This window comes from Sulfurospirillum arsenophilum NBRC 109478, from assembly GCF_000813345.1.
Lineage (GTDB): Bacteria > Campylobacterota > Campylobacteria > Campylobacterales > Sulfurospirillaceae > Sulfurospirillum > Sulfurospirillum arsenophilum.
In genome coordinates this window covers 237,477-255,571 of the sequence record NZ_BBQF01000003.1, presented here as the reverse complement: position 1 = coordinate 255,571, position 18,095 = coordinate 237,477, and the positions used below count along the sequence as shown (strand labels likewise).

The window sequence follows — 18,095 nt, the reverse complement described above, 5'->3', positions numbered from 1 at the left end:
TAATCTCTTTTGCAAGAGATTGCTCAAAAAAATCACCATTTTCTTGAGCAACCTCTTTAGGTTACTAGCGTACTGCACGCTCCACTTTTGCCTCAAGCCCTGCCATTTTTTTAGCTTTATTCTCAGCACGTCTTTTTGCTTCTGCTCCGGAGATCACTTCGACGGGTTTTTGAACTCTTACTTTCTCTTTAAAAGGTGGTTTTGCCACTTCAAAGTACATACGTTCAAAAGTGATGAACGCGTTTAAAACAATCGCAATAGATTTGTAGGCTTTAGCCATAGGGTGCTCATAAACGTTGATGACAAACTCATCCACAAAAGGATTAATCACTTCGGTAAAGAGGCAATGTTGGATGTTTTCATACTCTTTTTGGTCTTGCATAATGAGTTCAATGAGTTCGTGCATAAAGGTGAAGATAAACCCAACACTGTCTTCATTCTCTTTGAAATTGTTTTCATCGCGTCTGATTTTGGTTTTGGCTAAGAAGTTTTTAACAGCCAGTCGTTGATGACCGCTCTCAACGCCTTCATCGTAGTACGAAGCAGTATTGCGAACAACTTTGTAGGCAGGGTTGTGGAAGATGTCATCGTATTCTTGAATCAATGCACTTTGCGTGTAGGTGTTTAAAAAAGCTTGAATTTCTTTGAGCGCTTCGCCTGAATTTTCATCAATAGGATTTTGTATCATCACTTCAAGCGCTTCGTTAATTCCTAAATAACGATCTGCACTCGTTGTAAAAATAAACATTTTGCTCAAAAAGCCATAGTAGAGTGAGCGGGCTTTATTAACCGATTCTTTATTTATCACGTCTTTGTTCCTCATTTCTTAAAGTCAACAAAAGCAGACCGATTTAGTCTGAATGCGTTGAAGCAGTTTAAAAAGCTCGAAAACAAGGGAAGGCACGGTATCTTTGTAGAAACAAAACCCTTTTTTTACGATACATTATGCAACTTCAGTAAACAACTGTTTACCGATTTTTAGAAAATGTACCACAGATTTGCTTAGGTGAGAATGGCATAAAAAGAGTAGTTTAAAAACTTAAAACTAACTTAAATATGCAAATTAAGCATATTGTTTGGAGAGTTATAGCGGATGTCAAAGTATAGTTCAGGGAGCTTTAAATCTCCCTGAACTCTCTTTACATGTAAAAGCCTAAAACTTATATTTGATGTTGCCATAAAAGACACGCCCAGCTTCTGGATAGCCATAACTGACGTAGTAATTTTCATCAAAAAGGTTTTTAACACCTGCCTCAAGTGCCAACTCTTTTGTCGGTTTGTAGACCACTTTTGTTCCCCAAATAGAAGCTGAACCTGATGAATAGTAAATAGTGCTATTGGAAAGTACATAATTGCTTAAACGCTCAGAATCATACTCAAAAGAGGTAATCCACGAGAGTGACTTGTTAAACGCATAATTGGTCGAAGCGAAGAATTTATGTTTTGGCACATCCGTGATTTTCACACTGCTATCGGTCTCATTTTGCATATCAAGACGTGTATAACTACCATCAAAACTAAGGCTTTCTGAGAGCATAAACGAAGCTTCCAGCTCAAATCCTTTTTCACTCACTTCGCCAATATTTTTTAATTGTTGTTGTTGAGTATGTGTCGTTCCTTTGTTATACCAGATAGGCACATAGGCATTTTGAATGTAGTCATCAATTTTTGCATAAAAGAGTGCTGTTTTAAAGGTGACAAACTCAAACGACTTGACACCACCTACCTCATAATTAACAATACTCTCTTCTTCCAAATCAGGATTGGGGATATAATTTCCTAGCTTATAGGAGTACCTGTCTTTAATGGAAGGAATCCGACTTTTTTTCGAAACGCCTCCATAAACAGAAGTTGTTTCATCAATTTTAGTCTCAAGTTTGACCATAGGATTTAAAGCACTGGCTTCGCCTAACTCAAAATTTTTCTGCGTTGTATAACTGTTAATTGCCGTACCACCTGCATTGCTCGCAGCTCCTTGCGTAAATGAAACTCCCGTTGCACCATAGTTGGTATTGGGTGCTTTTTGAGCCTCTTCTTTGTCGTAACTTGCACCAAAGATCAACGCTGTACTGTTGGTTAGAGCTCTTTTATACTCTACGCCAAACGAAGAGATATCGTCTTGCATCTCATACGATGGCGTTGAGAGCTCTTTATGCGTATCTATTTGATGATGCAATGCAAATTTTAACGTGTCATTTTCAAAAAGTTTTACTCCTGTTTCAACCGAAGCTCCTTTGGTGTTATCATCATACGGTGTTGAAGCACTTGCGAGTGTTGTATAGGACGTATTGGTGTACATATCAAGTTTATTTTGGAACTGATCGTAATAGAGCCTTGTCTTAACATACCATGCATCAAAATCGGTTTTTGATAAGAAGTAAAAACTCTCTTTGTCCCAATAGTCCCATTTCCAAAAGTGTACCGTTCCTCCTGGCTTACCCGTTGTGTTATCCGCAATCACGGTTCCATCAATGATGCCTGAGAAAACAGGTACATCTTTGGTTGCGTGCTGTTTAATGTAGTTAAAAGAGTATTCATCCGTATTATTAGGTGTATAGCCTACTTTGAGGTTTACCTTGTTATCTTTGGACGAAGAGTTATTGCGACTGCCACCCTCTTCGTACTTCATACCACTGGGAAAATCATCTGAAAGTGGATAGCTATCTTTTTGCGTACCCGAGAGTGAAACGATGCCATAAAAGCTTCCTTGATTGGTTCCAGCGGTGATGTAACCATCTTTTCCATTACCGCTAAAAGCTCCTACGCCTACTTCGCCTTCAAACGCTTTGGTCGGTTTTTTAGTAACCATATTGATCGCACCTGCAAAAGTGTTTGGTCCAAGAAGTACGGATGTTAGTCCTTTACTCACCTCAATTTGGGAAAGATCATAGGTGGTAAAACGGCTAAAGTCCACATAACCATCGTACGGTACAGCAACAGGAATACCGTCAATAAAAAGAGGTGCATGCTTCACATCAAAACCTCTGAGCATTATCATCTGCTCGTTTCTGCCACCACCGTTTTGAATGTTAACACCTGAGAGTGTATTGAGTGCATCAACCACCGTTGTGCGCTCCAAATCTTGCATCGTTTGTGAATCAAGTACAGTCGTAGTTGAAGATTGCCCGATCTCTTTTGAATCGCTCACCTCAATTTTTCCTAACTCAAATGTCTCACCCATCAACACGGATGCAGTGATCAACGAGAGTACCAAGCCAAAGCCAATCTTCTGTTTCATTCCTTTTCTCCTTAAAAATGTTTGCCAAAAACATTATGTTTTATTTTATATAACGCTATATATGCCCTACCCAAAACAGACACCACAATCTCTTAATGCTTAGTATGAACAAACGATGGAATACACACAGGATAGCCACATGTCGTTTGCTTGAGTTTTATATTGGTATGGTAAAGCTCATTAATCAACTCTTGTGTAATGGTTTTACATGTAATCCCATGCGCTAAAATCTGACCCTCTTTAAGCGCATAGGTGTAGCCACCTAGCATAAGTGCGTGTTCAGGAAAATGAGTTGATTTTAAAAAGGTGTACCCTTCTTTCGAAAGACGTATAATCGTCTCCAAAAGGCGCAGTTGATTGCCATAATCCAACCCAGAGACTGGCTCGTCCATCACCAAAATTTTCGCCCCTTGCGCTAAGGATCTTGCAATTAAAACCAACTGTTTTTCGCCGCCACTCAGCGTTTGAAAGGTACGCTTTTCCAAATGCAAAATACCCAGACGCTCCATCGCTATACGCGCTAAGTCTATATCTATTTTACTTGGTTTTTGAAACCATGACTCAAAAGCGATGCGCCCCATGACCACAATATCACGTGCGCAAAAAGCAAACGCAACTTGCGTACTTTGTGGCACATAACTTACATGTAAAGCGCGTTCTTTTATAGAATAGCTCGACAATGGCTTTCCCTTTAAGATCACCTCACCACTTCGGGGGCTTAGAAGTCCTAAAAAAAGCTTCATTAGTGTACTTTTACCTGTTCCATTCGCTCCTAAAAGAGAGACGATACTTCCCTCTTCAATTGTAATGTCAACGCCGTGTAAAATAGGTGTGTTGTCGTAGGAAAAATGAAGATTTTGAGCGCTGTAAAAACTCATGCAAACCCTTTTTTCGCGTTGCGAAGGGCAAACACAAAGATGGGAATACCAATGAGCGATGTCGCAATACCAATAGGAATTTCAATGCTCATGGACGTACGGCATAGGGTATCGACGATGACTAAAAACGTGGCACCCAAAAGAGCACACATGGGAAGTAGAACACGGTTATCGGCTCCTACTAAAAAGCGCGCAATATGCGGTATGATAAGCCCAACCCAACCGATCATCCCCGCAACCACCACGGTGAGCGTACTGAGCAAGGTTGCCAGTAAAATAGCACTGTTACGCACCCATGTTACCCGCACACCCAACGCTTTGGCATCCTCATCGCCCAGACTTAAGACATTGAGGTATTTGCCCATGAGGGGGACAACACTACCGTGCTTACAAGCAGAGGCAATGCGACACTGGCGACCATCTTCATATCAACCGAACTAAAAGAGCCCATAAGCCAATAGACAATGGTTGGAAGTTTATTGTACGGATCGGCGACAAATTTGACAACGGAGAGCAATGCCGAAAAAAGCGAGCTAGAGATGACCCCACCTAAAACCAAAAGAATCGTTTGAGAACCATTTCGTCCGTAAATTTTGGCAACACCAAGAGCAACCAAGACTGCGACAAAGCCAAACAAAAAAGCAAAAAGTTGTACGCCTAACCAATTTTTAGAAATCATTATGCCAAGGGCTGCTCCAAAAGAAGCCCCTGCAAGCACACCCAAAATTCCTGGGGAAACCAAAGGGTTCACAAACATTGCTTGAAATGCTCCTCCTGAAACAGAAAGTGCCGCGCCCACAAGTACAACGGCTAAAATCCGTGGCAAGCGAATGTCAAAAATAATGTTTGAAAGAAGCATTACATCGTGTGGTGCAGTGCCGATGTTTAGGGCTTTCCATAAAAGTAACTGCATAAGCGTATTAGGGTTGATCTCATAGCGACCTAATGCCAAAGAGATCAGCGAACTTGCCACAAGAATGGTGATAATGAGCCCAAAGAGTAACGAATTTTTCATACATGACCTAAAATTTGGTTAATCTGTTGCTCAGAAAGATCAATATTTAAAAAGAGTTTATAAAACACTTTCATCTCTTGGGTAAACTGATTTACATCTGGCGTATTGTAAAGCACATGGGTCAGCCAACGCAGACCTAAGAGTCTCATAAACGAAGGGGGTCTGTCGATCCAGTTAAATGGCACTTTGGGCACTAAAAAAATCTTTCTCTCACGAACCGCCTTGATAGAGCTCCACCTAGAATCACTCTTTACTTTTTCAAAAAATTCCCGCTCTTGCGCGATGATGACATCAGGGTTGTACAAAATCACCTGCTCCAAAGAGACTTTTTCAAGCCCAAGACCGCTTTTTGTCGCACATAAATGGGGGTTGATGCCACCTGCAAATTTAATCGCTTCGTAGTGAAATGACTGATCACACTCGGTAGCTAGCCCATCTGCCCCTTCTGCGTAATAAACAACGGCGCGTTTGCTTGCAAATGTTTTGACAATCGCTTGGGTCTTTTCAAGCGCAGCGGTTGCATAGGCTGAGAGAATCCCAGCGCGTTCCTGTTTTCCTAAAATATCACCAAAAAAGAGATACGCTTTGGGTAAGCTCTCGACACTCTCAAGATCGACGCTGATGCTAGGAATTTTACTACTCTCAAACAGATACTGCGCAAGCTGGCTGGAAGCATCGTTGTTCCACAAAAAAACGACATCAGGATGCAAAGAGAGCAAGGTCTCACGGTTCATATTATTGCCTCCCCCTTGAAGACCACCTACTACAGGAAGCGCCATAAAGCGAGAATCGAGCATATTGGTAGATTCATTATTGCCACGGGCATGGTTAAAATTAAGCCCTACAATTAAGGACGAATCAATCGTATAAAGCATATACGTTGATGGTGGTGACGTGCCAAACACTTTGGTGATAGTCTCGGGAATTTCAACTTTTTTGCCACTCATATCAATAATTTCTCTAGTGTATGCACTGCTTAACAGAAGTAATACACTTCCAATAACTCTTAAAATTCGCATCTTTATCCTTACATGTAAAAAATTAAATAAGCCCAAACTCCGCTTTCATATCTTCATACAAAAAACGTTTCATAGGCACTGTTGAACTTCGACGGTTGACCATACGCATGGAAAAAGGCTCGATCCAATTCCAAAACTCCTTGATCAATTCTTTGGGAAAATGAAGATCGTGTAGGGTTTGTTTGTACAGCATAAGCCATACACCTCTTGCCTCATCATCAATGACAAAAGGAGCGTGTGTGCGACATAGAGCGGGTGGTCCATAACTAAACGTATAGACTTTTTCGCCACCTAAGGCTTCGATGAGAAAATGGCTCGCTTTAGAAACGCCTTCTAAAAAATGAGATTCATCCGTCGGATACATAGGGGCAATACTGCTCTTTTGCAATAAACGATGGTGATGCAAAACAATTTTAGCGATTACATCAACACCCACATTGGCTAAAAAATTAGGCGTTGGAAATATAATCGGAGGCAAAGACGCTTTTAAATTTATACGACTCCATTGAAGGCTTTCGCTCTTTTGGGTAACAGCAGGTTTATGAAGAAAATGATGACCATTGCACATGACTTTTCCTTAGGATGTAAGCTTAAAAACGACAGGTATAACAATCTCTAAATCCTCTTTAGGAGGCAATTCAAACGGAATCGCTTCGAGAACAGCATCTACAGCATTGCGATCCAAAACAGCCTTTCCACTCGACTTTGCTATCTTGATAGAAGAGGCATCGACCATACCATTGGCATGGATTAAAAACTGTACCACCGCCTCACCCTCTATTCCCATTTTTCTAGCCATAGAGGGGTAATGTAAGCTCTCTTGGATTTTGTGCCTCACTTTGGCAAGATAGCGTGAGAGTAGATCATCGCTTTGACGCGAAGATGCCACAGACACTTTTTCCTGTGCTTTAACAGATGAAGGCATTTCTATGGTTTGTTCTGCAAAAGACTCACTGGTTGTAGATGATGATGTACTCATGGACTCTTTAATGGGTACTGCTGCTTTGACCAGCTCTTTTTTCACATTTTTTTCAGATTTTTTTTCTACGATAGGCTCTGGTTTAACGGGAACTTCTTTCTTGATCTCTTCTTTCAATGTATTAGGTAATGGCTCTTCTAAAAGCATGACATTGCTCACCACAAACTCTCGCAAAGAAGGTTTTGGAATTGCCATATTTCCCATAAAAAGAGCATACGCAATCATTACATGTAAAGAGACGCTCCCCAGTATTGCGAATGCTAAATGCGATGTTTTCATGGACTTACTCGCGCTGTTTGAATAGCAAAGGTACTAATGTGATGTTTTTTACATGTATCAATGACTTTGACCACATATTCAAAAGGGGTTTTAGCATCACTTCGAATAACGATGTGTGAATCACGCTGGTTGATCTGCGCGATCTTGGCATCCAAATCTTCCATTGAGATGATGGCTTCGTCATAATAGAGTTCACCCGATTCCGTAAGGGAAAGAGTTATGGGTTTCAAATCCTCTTTACGATTCTCGGAAGAAGTTGCTTGAGGTAAATTGAGCGGAATTTTTCCTTGCGTTACAAACGTGGCTGTCACCATAAAAATGACCAATATGACGAGTATAATATCTACAAAAGGAGTCATGTTGATCTCAGCAATTTCGCTTTCATACATAGGTTCATGCCTCATGTAAAAGTGCCTCTTTTTGGGTTAAAACCACTTTAAGACGTCTGAGAAAATAGTTATAGGCAATGACACAAGGGATGGCTACAAACAGTCCCGTAGCCGTTGCAATCAACGCTTCGGAAATACCCTGCATAATGGGCTGAACATCAAAAGAGTTACTAGAGCCTATCGTGTGGAACGCTTGAATAATGCCTAAGACCGTTCCAAAAAGTCCTATAAAAGGTGCATTGTTTCCAAATGTTGCCAAGATGCCAAGACGTGCCTCTAAGCCCAACCGCAACGTATAATAATCCATCGTTTGATACGTTTTTTCAATCTGTGCAAAAACCAATGCTCGCTCGATCATCACACCCACTGCTATCACACTCATAGCAACCAATACCCATAAAACTGGGTCAATCCCTAAAAGGGCGAACGATAAAAGTTTTTCACTGAGCATTTTTTCTCCATTTATATCTCTCAAACCCCTTTTTGCCCAATCGCTATATACTGCACATAAATAACGACTGAGCGAAAAAGAGCAGACAACAAGAAACAGCAAAATTGTATCGTAATATATTTATAAATACAACGATAAAATACACATTATTGTGTTTAAAAAATAGGCATCTTATTTTATCTAGCCGTTCAAAAAATGCTTCGTTAAGCTTTTGTGCTATACTTATTTCTTAATTACTCCATATTAAGACGCACAGGAAAAGCATGTTAGAAGCACGACTTTGGATGAAAAAAAGCGATAAAAACTATCTTGGTAAAGGGCGCATTGAGCTTTTAGAGCATATTCGCCAGTACGGCTCTATCCACGCTGCAGCTAAAGCAATGAAGATGAGCTATAAAGCTGCTTGGGATTCCGTCGATGCTATGAACAACCTCTCTGAACTACCACTGGTCGAGAAAAAAAACGGTGGAAAAGGAGGTGGAGGAACTTTATTGACGGCTAAAGGCGAAGAGGTCATTGAAGCATTTCATAACTTGCAAGCGAAACACCAGCAATTTTTAGATCTTTTTGCGAACAGCGACGATCTTCTCACCATCGTTCAAACCCTCAGTCGCCTCTCTTTAAAACTTAGTGCGCGGAACCAGCTCATAGGTACCATCAGCGCTATTAGCGAAGATACCGTTAATGTTGCAATAGAATTGACGATAAAAGACGCTGATAAAATTTACTCAAGCATCACAAAAAGCAGCTACCAAGAACTAGGGCTTCATCTTGGTGAGAGTGCCATTGCTATTATCAAAGCCAGCTCTGTTTTACTCTCTAAAACAAAACCTACAGTTGCTTGTGAAAACTTACTCAAAGGTAAAATCATCCAAATTCTAAGCGACACTTCCAACACCGAAGTCACCTTAGAACTTGAGAGCAAAAGTACCATCACCGCAACCATCGCCAATGACTCCTTTGAGCCTTTAGCATTGAAAATTAATGAAGAAGCGTACGCCTTTTTTAAAGCATCCAATGTTATTTTAGGCGTTTAATTTTCCCTAAGTGCTTGAAATTTAATCAACACTGACTTGTGATTATGTCTATTTTTCGTTATAGTTTCAAGTATATAACGATACTAAAGGATACTTCATGGAACCAACCTTCAACTTTTGGGACAATATGGCAAAGCGCTACCCACGTTTTAACGATGCTTCGATGAGCAAAGATGTGAATCACATCATCAACTGGTGCCAAAATAAAAATGTTTCATTTGAGGGTGCTTCTATTTTAGATATCGGCGCGGGAACTGGAACGATTGCGATTCCTTTAGCGCAAAAAGGCGCACACGTCACGGCTATGGATATATCGGAAGGCATGTTAGCCGCTTTGAATGAAGATGCTAAAGAGCAAGGAGTGAGTGCAAAAGTGCATACGTACCAAAGCGATTGGGAGGCTTTCCCATTGAATCAAAAATACGACATTGTGATCGCTTCGATGACGCCTGCTATTAGTGATGAACAAAAAATTGAAAAGATGCTTGGGGCTACAAAAGGACTGGGCATTTATATTGGTTGGGGAAAATATCGCAACAATAAACTGGTTGAAGCTTTAGTCAAAGCACATACCACGGAAGAAGAGGATTGCGCTTCAGCTGGATGTATCAATGCCAATAAATTTATTGAGACTTTAAAAGAGAAAAAAATTCCTTTTGAGAGTGATTTTTTTGAAACATCATGGACCGATACCTACACCTTTGATGAAGCAAAAGAGTATGCCTATGATCAACTGAAACGCAAAGAGATAACACCCAATGAAGCGATTGTAGAATCTATTTTAGTATCCTTTATTAAGGATGACAAAGTACATGTAACAACCGAAGCCGAAAAAGGGATGGTTTTGTGGAACGTTGCTTAACATAAAGGTGCCCTACTTTAGGGCACCTTCTTAATAGTTTTATTCTTTGATAAGTAAAACGCTCACCGCTTTAACAACTACTTTTACTTTATCGCCCTCTTTGAGTCCCATCTCTTCAATGGATTCCATGGTCATAACAGAACTCATTTTATCCGCGATGATGTCACCCACATCGACTTGACACATAACTGTGCCTTTTTTGATCTTTTTAATGGTTGCGGTGATCTCATTTCTAGCGCCGTATTTCATGTCACACTCCTTGGAATTGAATATGGCAAAATGCTACTCCAAAGCCTTATAGTCTGTCAATTCCAAACGCTTTACATGTAAATAGTTTAGATGACATAATCATTCCACGAAGCCTCGCCTGTATAGATGCGGGCACTCTCAAAATGGACAAATAAAGAGCCATTTTCATGCGCTTTAATCGCTTGCCATTCGCCTTTAGAAATTTCTGCTTCAACCCTTTGATGCGCGTGCAGTGTTTCAAGTTCAACTCTCACGCGAGGCCCTACCAATCTCCATCCAATAAGCTTAGCTTCGATGCCACCACCAAGGGCATTGTCTATGCTGATGTGTATCTCATGCGGACGAACAAAGAGTGATGCTTCTTTTGAATTTCCTAAATCTGGCGTGTTCAGTTCTGTGTTTTCAAGATGAAGAGAGCCTTGCTCTACACGTGCATGAAAGAGATTGACATTGCCTAAAAAGCTATAGACAAACGGATTGGCAGGTCTGTCATACACCTCTTCTGGAGTACCGATTTGCTCGATTTTTCCTTGATTCATCACGACGATTTTATCGGAAACTTCGAGTGCCTCTTCTTGGTCATGCGTCACAAACACACTGGTGATGTGAATTTCATCGTGCAGACTTCTTAGCCACTGGCGCAATTCTTGACGCACTTTAGCATCAAGGGCACCAAAAGGCTCATCGAGTAACAACACTTTTGGCTCTACCGCGAGGGCGCGCGCCAATGCGACACGTTGACGTTGACCACCTGAGAGTTGTGATGGGTAGCGACCCGCTATCCAATCCAGCTGAATAAGCTTAAGCAGTTTATGCACCCGCTCTTTGATCTCTTCTTCACTCGGACGTGTCTCTTTAGGTCTGACACGAAGGCCAAATGCCACATTTTCAAACACACTCATGTGACGAAAAAGCGCGTAGTGCTGAAACACAAACCCCACACCACGATCACGTACATGCGTTGCCGTGGTATCTTCACCGTTAAAATAAATCGTTCCACTATCCGCCTCTTCCAGACCTGCGATAATGCGAAGCAAGGTCGTTTTACCTGAACCTGAAGGGCCCAAAAGTGCCACAAGTTCGCCATCGGGAATGGTTAAGTTAATGTTATCGAGAGCGACAAAGTTATCAAAACGTTTGTTAATATTTGAAATCTGAATACTCATGGTTTATCCTTAGTGCGCGAGTGAGCGTTTTTTACCGATGCGCCACTCAATGAAACTTTTTAACACCAATGTCACGAGTGCTAAAAGAGTTAAAAGTGAGGCAACCGCAAAGGCGGCTGTGAAAAGGTACTCACCGTATAAAATTTCTACATGTAAAGGCATTGTGGTGGTCATTCCTCTGATGTGACCTGAAACAACCGCAACCGCACCAAACTCGCCCATCGCTCTAGCGTTACTTAAAATCACACCATATAAAAGTCCCCATTTAATGTTGGGAAGGGTCACTTTCCAAAACGTTTGCCACCCTGAGGCACCGAGTGTTAAGGCAGACTCCTCTTCATCTTTGCCTTGTTCTTGCATGAGAGGAATGATCTCACGTGCCACAAAGGGCGAGGTGATAAATAGTGTTGCAAGTATAATTCCCGGTGTGGCAAAGACAATGCGAATATCATGCTCGCCAAGCCACGCTCCAAACCACCCCGAACTTCCAAATAACAGCACGAAAATCAGACCTGCAATGACAGGTGAAACCGCAAACGGAAGATCGATCAACGTGATGAGAAGCCCTTTGCCTCTAAATTCAAACTTAGCAATAAGCCAAGCAGTGGCCACCCCAAAAATAGTATTGAGCGGAACGGTAATTAAAACCACTAAAAGTGTGAGTTTAATCGCTGCAATGGCGTCTGGCTCACTGATAGATTCCCAGTAAACGCTCCAGCCTTTTGCTAGAGCTTCACTAAATACCACGCCCAAAGGAAGCGCTAAGAAAATTCCTAAGAAAAGAAGTGTTGTACCCAGCAAAAGCGGTTTAAGCCACTTAGGCTCTAAGCGATGTTCTGTTTGCATTATCTTCCTATAAACTTTTTTCGCGACTGTAAATCTGAATCGCATTGATAAAAAATAAAATCACAAAGGTCGCCAGTAACATCACCGTTCCCACCGCTGTTGCACCAACATAATCAAACTGTGAAAGCTTGGTCACGATGATAAGCGGTACGATTTCGCTTACAAAGGGCATATTGCTTGAGATAAAAATGATGGAGCCGTACTCACCCAGTGCTCTTGCAAACGAGAGTGCAAAGCCTGTCAAAAGAGCTGGCATTAAAGAGGGTAAAATCACCCTGCTAAACGTTTGCCACCAGCTTGCTCCAAGACTTGTCGACACCTCTTCAAACTCTTTTTCAAACTCTTCGATGACGGGCTGAACGGTACGCACCACAAAAGGAAGTCCTATGAACACAAGAGCAACCACAACGCCCGCCCTAGAATAGGCAATTTGAATACCTAAAGGCTCTAAAAATGAGCCTATCCAGCCATTTTGTGCAAAAATAGCCGCCAAGGCAATACCCGCAACTGCCGTAGGAAGCGCGAAGGGCAAATCAACCAGTGCATCAACAATTTTTTTACCAAAAAAGTTATACCTAGCTAAAGTCCACGCAACGATCAGTCCAAAAAAGAGGTTGACAACCGCCGCAATAAGGCTCGCTCCAAAGCTAAGTTTAAAGGAAGCTAGTACTCTAGGATCAAGGATGACGGCACCAAATTCGCTCCACGAAAGCTTGGTTGTATAAAGCAGTAACCCTCCTAGAGGTATAAGCACTAAGAGGGTCACATAGGTCAGGCTAAAGCCAAGCGTCAAGCCAAAACCTGGCAAGACACTTGGTTTTCTAAAGTGCCACTTCATCGCTTGATAGAAGCAAAGATCTTATCAAATTCGCCACCGTCGGCAAAGTGTTTTTTCTGAGCTTCACCCCATCCATTAAAGAGCGCATCAATGCTAAAGAGTTTAAGTTTTGGGAATGTGGATTCGCTCTCTTTTACGATTTCAGGATCCGTTGGACGATAGTAATTTTTGGCTGCAATTCTCTGTCCTTCTTTAGAATAGAGGTATTGCAAATAAGCTGTTGCTACCTCTTTCGTTCCTTTTTTTGCTACATTTTTATCGACGATGCTGACACTTGGTTCTGCAAGAATGCTAATGCTAGGAACGACAATGTCAAACTTATCACGTCCAAGTTCATTAATGGATAAAATCGCTTCATTCTCCCAAGCAATAAGCACATCTCCTAAGCCTCTTTGAACAAAGGTATTGGTTGCACCTCTTGCTCCTGAATCAAGTACTGGAACATTCGCATAGATTTTAGAGACGAATTCTCTGGCTTTATCTTCACTACCGTATTTTTCAAGTCCATAACCCCATGCTGCTAAATGATTCCATCTAGCACCACCTGAAGTTTTCGGGTTTGGCGTGATGACTTTAACGTCTGACTTTGCTAAATCATCCCAATCTTTAATTCCTTTTGGATTGCCTTTACGCACTAAAAAAACGATAGTAGAAGTATAAGGAGCACTATTATGCGTGAATCGTTTTTGCCAATTAGGGTCAATCGCATGTGCCTTTTCAGCAATGGCATCGACATCATAGGCAAGGGCTAAGGTGACGACATCGGCATCTAAACCATCAATGACACTTCTTGCTTGCGCACCTGAACCACCGTGTGATTGACGCACGGTTACCGTATCGCCTTTAAGCTCTTTCCAATGTTTTGCAAAGGCTTGGTTGTACTCTTTGTAAAACTCTCTTGTTGGATCATAGGAGACATTGAGCAAAGTAATGTCTGCAGCGTGAATGAAAGGCGCAACAAGCGCCAAAACTGCTATGGCTACTCCAAAGAGGCTTTTTGATTTTAAGAATTTCATGTTTTTTCCTTTTACTTTTGTGCTATTGATCGGGTTTCTTTTTACATGTAAACGTTTTTTTAGCAACACATCAGATGAAAAACATGAGCATTCTTTCCATGAACAATGGCTTGACTGGACTTCATGGTTTACCTCCTTGTTTTGAATTGACGAAATAATAGCAGATTCTTTTCTTATTGTCAACAATATCAAGCGATTTAGTAATGTATAAAGAGGGTTCATCTTCTCTTTTGAAGGAGTTATGTTATAATCTCAGCAAATTCCACGAAAGGTTTTGGGGATGTTTTACACCATTTTGGCTATTTTTTCAGGTGCTGGTTTTGGCGCACTTTTACGCTGGTCTTTGGGCACTAAATTAAACAGCATTTACCCGTCCATTCCTCTTGGAACGCTAAGCGCCAATCTTATTGGCGGTTATCTCATCGGACTATTCATCGCTTTTTTTGCTTCAAATACAGCCTTAGCACCAGAATGGCGACTTTTTATTATCACAGGTTTTTTAGGCGGACTCACCACGTTTAGTACCTTTAGCGCCGAGATCGTTACCCTCATTCAAGAAGGACGTCTTAGCATGAGCATTGTGGCAGTTCTTTTACATGTAATGGGTTCTATCATGATGACACTCTTTGGCATTGCCAGTTATACCCTACTTCAAAAAGGAAGCTTATGAAAGGTTTTCAACTCGTTTTTTCAACCCTACAAAGTCGTAAACACTCTAATGGTGAACATATTAGCCATTGGCTGGTTGATGTTACTGAAAAAATTGGTATTAAGGGCGTCACTATTTTGCATGCATCTCAAGGTATTGGAAGAGATGGGAAATTGCACTCTTCAAATTTCTTTGAGCTGGCGGATGAACCACTTGAGATTATCATGAATGTCAATGAAGCTGAATGTGAAAAACTTTTTGCTCTTTTAAACGAAGAAAAATTGGGACTTTTTTACACTAAAACTGCCATAGAGTATGGAACAGTTTAAACACGAACATCGTTTACATGTAAAAATAAACTTTCTTTAGTTTACAAGACTTCTGGTTTTTTTGAACAATGTTAAGTCTATTCTATGATCGCTTTTATTCATACATCAATTGTTGAAATAACAACTGCACTTATTATTGTGACGGAAAAAGTAAAGACTCATATTTTAAAGTTTTTCCCTTTAGCTTCTAAAGAACATTTTCTACATTTTTATTTAACAACTGCTCATACAATATTGAATTTTTATAACACAAGATATTTTATCACATATATCAAAAGTACAAGAATCACTCCAAAACACCATAAAATGGTGTCATAATGAATAATTATGTAACATAAATAACACTTTTAAAACGCTGGTAGGCTTAAAAGTGCAATTATTTCTCCTTTAAATCCATTTATATCCCCCTGAGCTATCTGATATACTTCTCCAACATATGAATTCTTTAAGGTTTATATGAGTGTGCATTTGGCTCTTTGTTTATCGATAAATGACGAAAAAATATCAAAGGTTTTCTTGATATTTAAAGTAAGAATTGTTGTAAAAGGAATTATCATGACAGCACCTATTTTTAATTTTGCGGAAGAGAGTTTTAGAATAGAAAGAATGGAATCTTACCCTCCCGTTCCAAGACACAAACACTCTTGTTACGAATTATTTTTTATTGTTGGAGGAGAAGGTACCCTTTTCATCGATTGCCAAAGTTACAACATACAAAAAAATACTCTTTTTTTAGTCTCCCCTGGACGTATCCACGGATGGGAATATACAAACAACCTCGATGCCTATATGCTGAAATTTGATATTTCAATTTTCACCGATAAATCTTTTAGCGATCACTTATCCATTTTTAATTTTGACGCGGTCAATGTCAATGAAAGTGAATTTAAAGCAATTGAAAATGTTTTATCAAGCCTTCTTGCAGAGTATAAAGCAACACGATCTTTCAAAGAGTGTACCATTAGTAATTTGCTCAATATTTTACTTATTTATGTCAAAAGAACATTGCCCGCTATACCATCTTCTCATGCAACCAATGCCTTGTTTTCAAAACTTAACGATATTATGGAACAAAACAACTACCAGCTCACACCCACAACATATTATGCTAAAAAACTTAAAACAAGTATCAAGCTCCTGAACCAATCTATTAAAGAAATTACGGGACTTAACAGTAGTGAATACATCCGTTCTAAAACCATGCTCGAAGCAAAAAGACTTTTAAAATATGACTCAATGACATGCAATGAAATTGCCGATCATTTGGGTTTTATTGATCCTGCATATTTTAGTCGTTTCTTCAAAAGAGAGGTTGGAGTTGCTCCTAAATACTTTCGCAGTACTACAGAAGAAAAGTACAATTTTTAATAACCAAAATCCATTTTAAAAAAAAATATTACAAGTTATAATTTATCTGAAATTAAATTTTGGAGGAATTAAAATGAAAAAATTCGCTGTCGTACTTTTAAGTACAGTCGTCTGTGGCACTTTGGCGAGTGCTAAGCTCAATCAACAATTTGAACCAGAAAAAGACACATCTGGTTTTAGTGGTAAACCTGAAGTTAGTTTTGCTACTGATTTATCCTTTTACTTTCAAGGTTTGAGTCAAAACTATACAGGTGTAGCTCTACCTACGCTAGCTACAACGCCTGCTGGTGGGCCATATCCTATCACTGCTGCTACAAAACCTAATGCAAGTGGGTTCACATCCAACACTGTTACCGATACACCTATCGAATCAGGCCTTATTTTACCTACTGCAAATCTAGATATTAATGCAAAAATCATGAGTGGTTTTAATGTAAAATTGCAAACCATGCTGGCAAGTCACCATCACAATGATACCTATGTTAAAGGTGGTTATGCAACCATTGATAACCTAGATTTTATTGCACCTGGCTTTCTCTCAAGTATTATGAAAGATACAACCATTAAAATCGGTGTAAATGATATTAACTATGGTGATGATCAATACCGTAGAACTGATAATGCTAATGTTATGAGAAATCCATTTATTACTAACATGGGTGTCGAGGGTTACTTACAAGGTACTCACGTAGAGATTCTATACCGCATGCCAGCTATTAGCTCTTTCGCTATGGTCGGTATTACCAATGGCCAAGCGAACCCACAAGATGTTGCGAAAACTGATTATGACGCTATTACAGGTAGTGCAAGTAGCAACCGTTATGGTATTTATGGAAAAATAGGTTTTGATCACGAATATACTGATGATTTGAGATTCAGAGCAACTCAATCTATCTATTCTATTAGCGGCTCAAATAGAAATGACTTATACTCTAGTGATAAAGCAGGTAATGTCATTACGAACGTCCTTGGTACAGGAGCATCTGATTCTATGTCATCTGGATGGAATGCAATGTCAGGTTATATTCATACACCAGCTACAACTAAAAATCCAGATGGTACTTATGTCTCAAAATCTGCAGCTGACATTCTTGCTTCTAAAACCAACCTCTTCTTGAAATACAAAGATACAGAATTGTATGGTATGTATGAAATTGCTGATGGTGCAGACGTTTATGATAAATCAATGAAAATGAACCATTATGCAGTTGATCTTGTTCAACGTTTTAACAATGACAAATTCTGGGCTGCTGCGCGTTACGAAAATGCTGTTGTGAAATATGCTGATGCATTCAACGATTTTGGTGATGCTGAGTTGACACAATGGCAGTTAGGACTTGGTTGGTTCCTCTCTAAAAATGCTGTTGCTAAATTTGAATATATTGATCAAAAACGTGAGAAATTCTCTATCTATCAAAATGGCGATGCTGAATTTAAAGGCTTTATGGTCAACGCATCTCTTAGCTTCTAATATTATAAGGATTTAA

At 40.0% G+C, this 18,095-nt stretch carries 21 protein-coding genes; 6 read left to right on the top strand and 15 right to left on the bottom strand.

Annotated elements, in window-relative coordinates; all coding sequences use genetic code 11:
* Positions 1 to 64 precede the first annotated feature (64 nt).
* The 10 genes from SAR02S_RS08925 to SAR02S_RS08885 form a co-directional block, all read right to left on the bottom strand.
* Positions 65 to 808, bottom strand: a complete 744-nt coding sequence (locus SAR02S_RS08925) for a TorD/DmsD family molecular chaperone (RefSeq protein ID WP_052433586.1) — start codon at positions 806 to 808, stop codon at positions 65 to 67.
* 345 nt (positions 809 to 1,153) lie between these two features.
* On the bottom strand, positions 1,154 to 3,238 hold the full coding sequence (locus SAR02S_RS08920; RefSeq protein ID WP_041958923.1) for a TonB-dependent receptor plug domain-containing protein: 2,085 nt from the start codon (positions 3,236 to 3,238) through the stop codon (positions 1,154 to 1,156).
* 92 nt (positions 3,239 to 3,330) lie between these two features.
* Positions 3,331 to 4,116, bottom strand: a complete 786-nt coding sequence (locus tag SAR02S_RS08915; protein ID WP_041958921.1) for an ABC transporter ATP-binding protein — start codon at positions 4,114 to 4,116, stop codon at positions 3,331 to 3,333.
* Positions 4,113 to 4,481 (bottom strand): FecCD family ABC transporter permease, encoded by a 369-nt coding sequence (locus SAR02S_RS13665; RefSeq protein ID WP_269746296.1) that lies wholly within the window; start codon positions 4,479 to 4,481, stop codon positions 4,113 to 4,115. Before SAR02S_RS13665 ends, SAR02S_RS08915 begins: the two co-directional genes overlap by 4 nt.
* Positions 4,457 to 5,131, bottom strand: coding sequence for a FecCD family ABC transporter permease (locus tag SAR02S_RS08910; protein ID WP_269746295.1), 675 nt, complete (start codon positions 5,129 to 5,131; stop codon positions 4,457 to 4,459). The genes SAR02S_RS13665 and SAR02S_RS08910 overlap by 25 nt, the downstream gene beginning before the upstream one ends.
* The gene (locus tag SAR02S_RS08905) at positions 5,128 to 6,150 is read right to left on the bottom strand and encodes an ABC transporter substrate-binding protein (RefSeq protein ID WP_041958919.1); all 1,023 of its coding nucleotides are present in this window, start codon (positions 6,148 to 6,150) and stop codon (positions 5,128 to 5,130) included. The genes SAR02S_RS08910 and SAR02S_RS08905 overlap by 4 nt, the downstream gene beginning before the upstream one ends.
* A gap of 22 nt (positions 6,151 to 6,172) precedes the next feature.
* Positions 6,173 to 6,718 carry a globin domain-containing protein gene (locus SAR02S_RS08900; RefSeq protein WP_052433585.1) on the bottom strand — a complete coding sequence of 182 codons (546 nt, stop codon included), beginning with the start codon at positions 6,716 to 6,718 and terminating at the stop codon, positions 6,173 to 6,175.
* A 9-nt stretch (positions 6,719 to 6,727) separates the two neighbouring features.
* Positions 6,728 to 7,408 carry an energy transducer TonB gene (locus SAR02S_RS08895; protein ID WP_041958917.1) on the bottom strand — a complete coding sequence of 227 codons (681 nt, stop codon included), beginning with the start codon at positions 7,406 to 7,408 and terminating at the stop codon, positions 6,728 to 6,730.
* Positions 7,405 to 7,812: an ExbD/TolR family protein gene (locus tag SAR02S_RS08890; RefSeq protein ID WP_052433584.1), complete on the bottom strand. Its 408-nt coding sequence runs from the start codon at positions 7,810 to 7,812 to the stop codon at positions 7,405 to 7,407. The genes SAR02S_RS08895 and SAR02S_RS08890 overlap by 4 nt, the downstream gene beginning before the upstream one ends.
* Entirely contained in the window at positions 7,802 to 8,248 is a 447-nt protein-coding gene (locus SAR02S_RS08885) for a MotA/TolQ/ExbB proton channel family protein (RefSeq protein ID WP_041958915.1), read from the bottom strand. Before SAR02S_RS08885 ends, SAR02S_RS08890 begins: the two co-directional genes overlap by 11 nt.
* A gap of 263 nt (positions 8,249 to 8,511) precedes the next feature.
* On the opposite strand from SAR02S_RS08885, the gene SAR02S_RS08880 reads away from it, so the two are divergent.
* Both SAR02S_RS08880 and SAR02S_RS08875 read left to right on the top strand, forming a co-directional pair.
* Positions 8,512 to 9,285: a TOBE domain-containing protein gene (locus tag SAR02S_RS08880; RefSeq protein WP_041958913.1), complete on the top strand. Its 774-nt coding sequence runs from the start codon at positions 8,512 to 8,514 to the stop codon at positions 9,283 to 9,285.
* 97 nt (positions 9,286 to 9,382) lie between these two features.
* The gene (locus SAR02S_RS08875) at positions 9,383 to 10,147 is read left to right on the top strand and encodes a class I SAM-dependent methyltransferase (protein WP_041958912.1); all 765 of its coding nucleotides are present in this window, start codon (positions 9,383 to 9,385) and stop codon (positions 10,145 to 10,147) included.
* A 39-nt stretch (positions 10,148 to 10,186) separates the two neighbouring features.
* Here the strand turns inward: SAR02S_RS08875 and SAR02S_RS08870 are convergent, their stop codons facing one another.
* The 5 genes from SAR02S_RS08870 to SAR02S_RS08850 form a co-directional block, all read right to left on the bottom strand.
* Entirely contained in the window at positions 10,187 to 10,396 is a 210-nt protein-coding gene (locus SAR02S_RS08870) for a TOBE domain-containing protein (protein ID WP_041958910.1), read from the bottom strand.
* Positions 10,397 to 10,482: 86 nt separating this feature from the next.
* Positions 10,483 to 11,562 carry a sulfate/molybdate ABC transporter ATP-binding protein gene (locus SAR02S_RS08865; protein WP_041958908.1) on the bottom strand — a complete coding sequence of 360 codons (1,080 nt, stop codon included), beginning with the start codon at positions 11,560 to 11,562 and terminating at the stop codon, positions 10,483 to 10,485.
* A 9-nt stretch (positions 11,563 to 11,571) separates the two neighbouring features.
* Entirely contained in the window at positions 11,572 to 12,408 is an 837-nt protein-coding gene (cysW, locus tag SAR02S_RS08860) for a sulfate ABC transporter permease subunit CysW (protein WP_041958906.1), read from the bottom strand.
* Between the two features lie 7 nt (positions 12,409 to 12,415).
* Positions 12,416 to 13,216, bottom strand: a complete 801-nt coding sequence (gene cysT, locus SAR02S_RS08855; protein WP_232294027.1) for a sulfate ABC transporter permease subunit CysT — start codon at positions 13,214 to 13,216, stop codon at positions 12,416 to 12,418.
* Positions 13,217 to 13,242: 26 nt separating this feature from the next.
* Entirely contained in the window at positions 13,243 to 14,262 is a 1,020-nt protein-coding gene (locus SAR02S_RS08850) for a sulfate ABC transporter substrate-binding protein (RefSeq protein WP_041958903.1), read from the bottom strand.
* 280 nt (positions 14,263 to 14,542) lie between these two features.
* Here SAR02S_RS08850 and crcB point away from each other — a divergent pair, with 280 nt between their 5' ends.
* The 4 genes from crcB (at position 14,543) to SAR02S_RS08830 (ending at position 18,079) form a co-directional block, all read left to right on the top strand.
* The gene (gene crcB / locus SAR02S_RS08845; protein WP_041958901.1) at positions 14,543 to 14,932 is read left to right on the top strand and encodes a fluoride efflux transporter CrcB; all 390 of its coding nucleotides are present in this window, start codon (positions 14,543 to 14,545) and stop codon (positions 14,930 to 14,932) included.
* Positions 14,929 to 15,240, top strand: coding sequence for a DUF190 domain-containing protein (locus SAR02S_RS08840; protein ID WP_041958899.1), 312 nt, complete (start codon positions 14,929 to 14,931; stop codon positions 15,238 to 15,240). The genes crcB and SAR02S_RS08840 overlap by 4 nt, the downstream gene beginning before the upstream one ends.
* A 555-nt stretch (positions 15,241 to 15,795) precedes the next feature.
* Positions 15,796 to 16,608 (top strand): helix-turn-helix domain-containing protein, encoded by an 813-nt coding sequence (locus SAR02S_RS13240; RefSeq protein WP_052433583.1) that lies wholly within the window; start codon positions 15,796 to 15,798, stop codon positions 16,606 to 16,608.
* Between the two features lie 73 nt (positions 16,609 to 16,681).
* Positions 16,682 to 18,079: a hypothetical protein gene (locus tag SAR02S_RS08830; RefSeq protein WP_041958896.1), complete on the top strand. Its 1,398-nt coding sequence runs from the start codon at positions 16,682 to 16,684 to the stop codon at positions 18,077 to 18,079.
* Positions 18,080 to 18,095 lie beyond the last annotated feature (16 nt).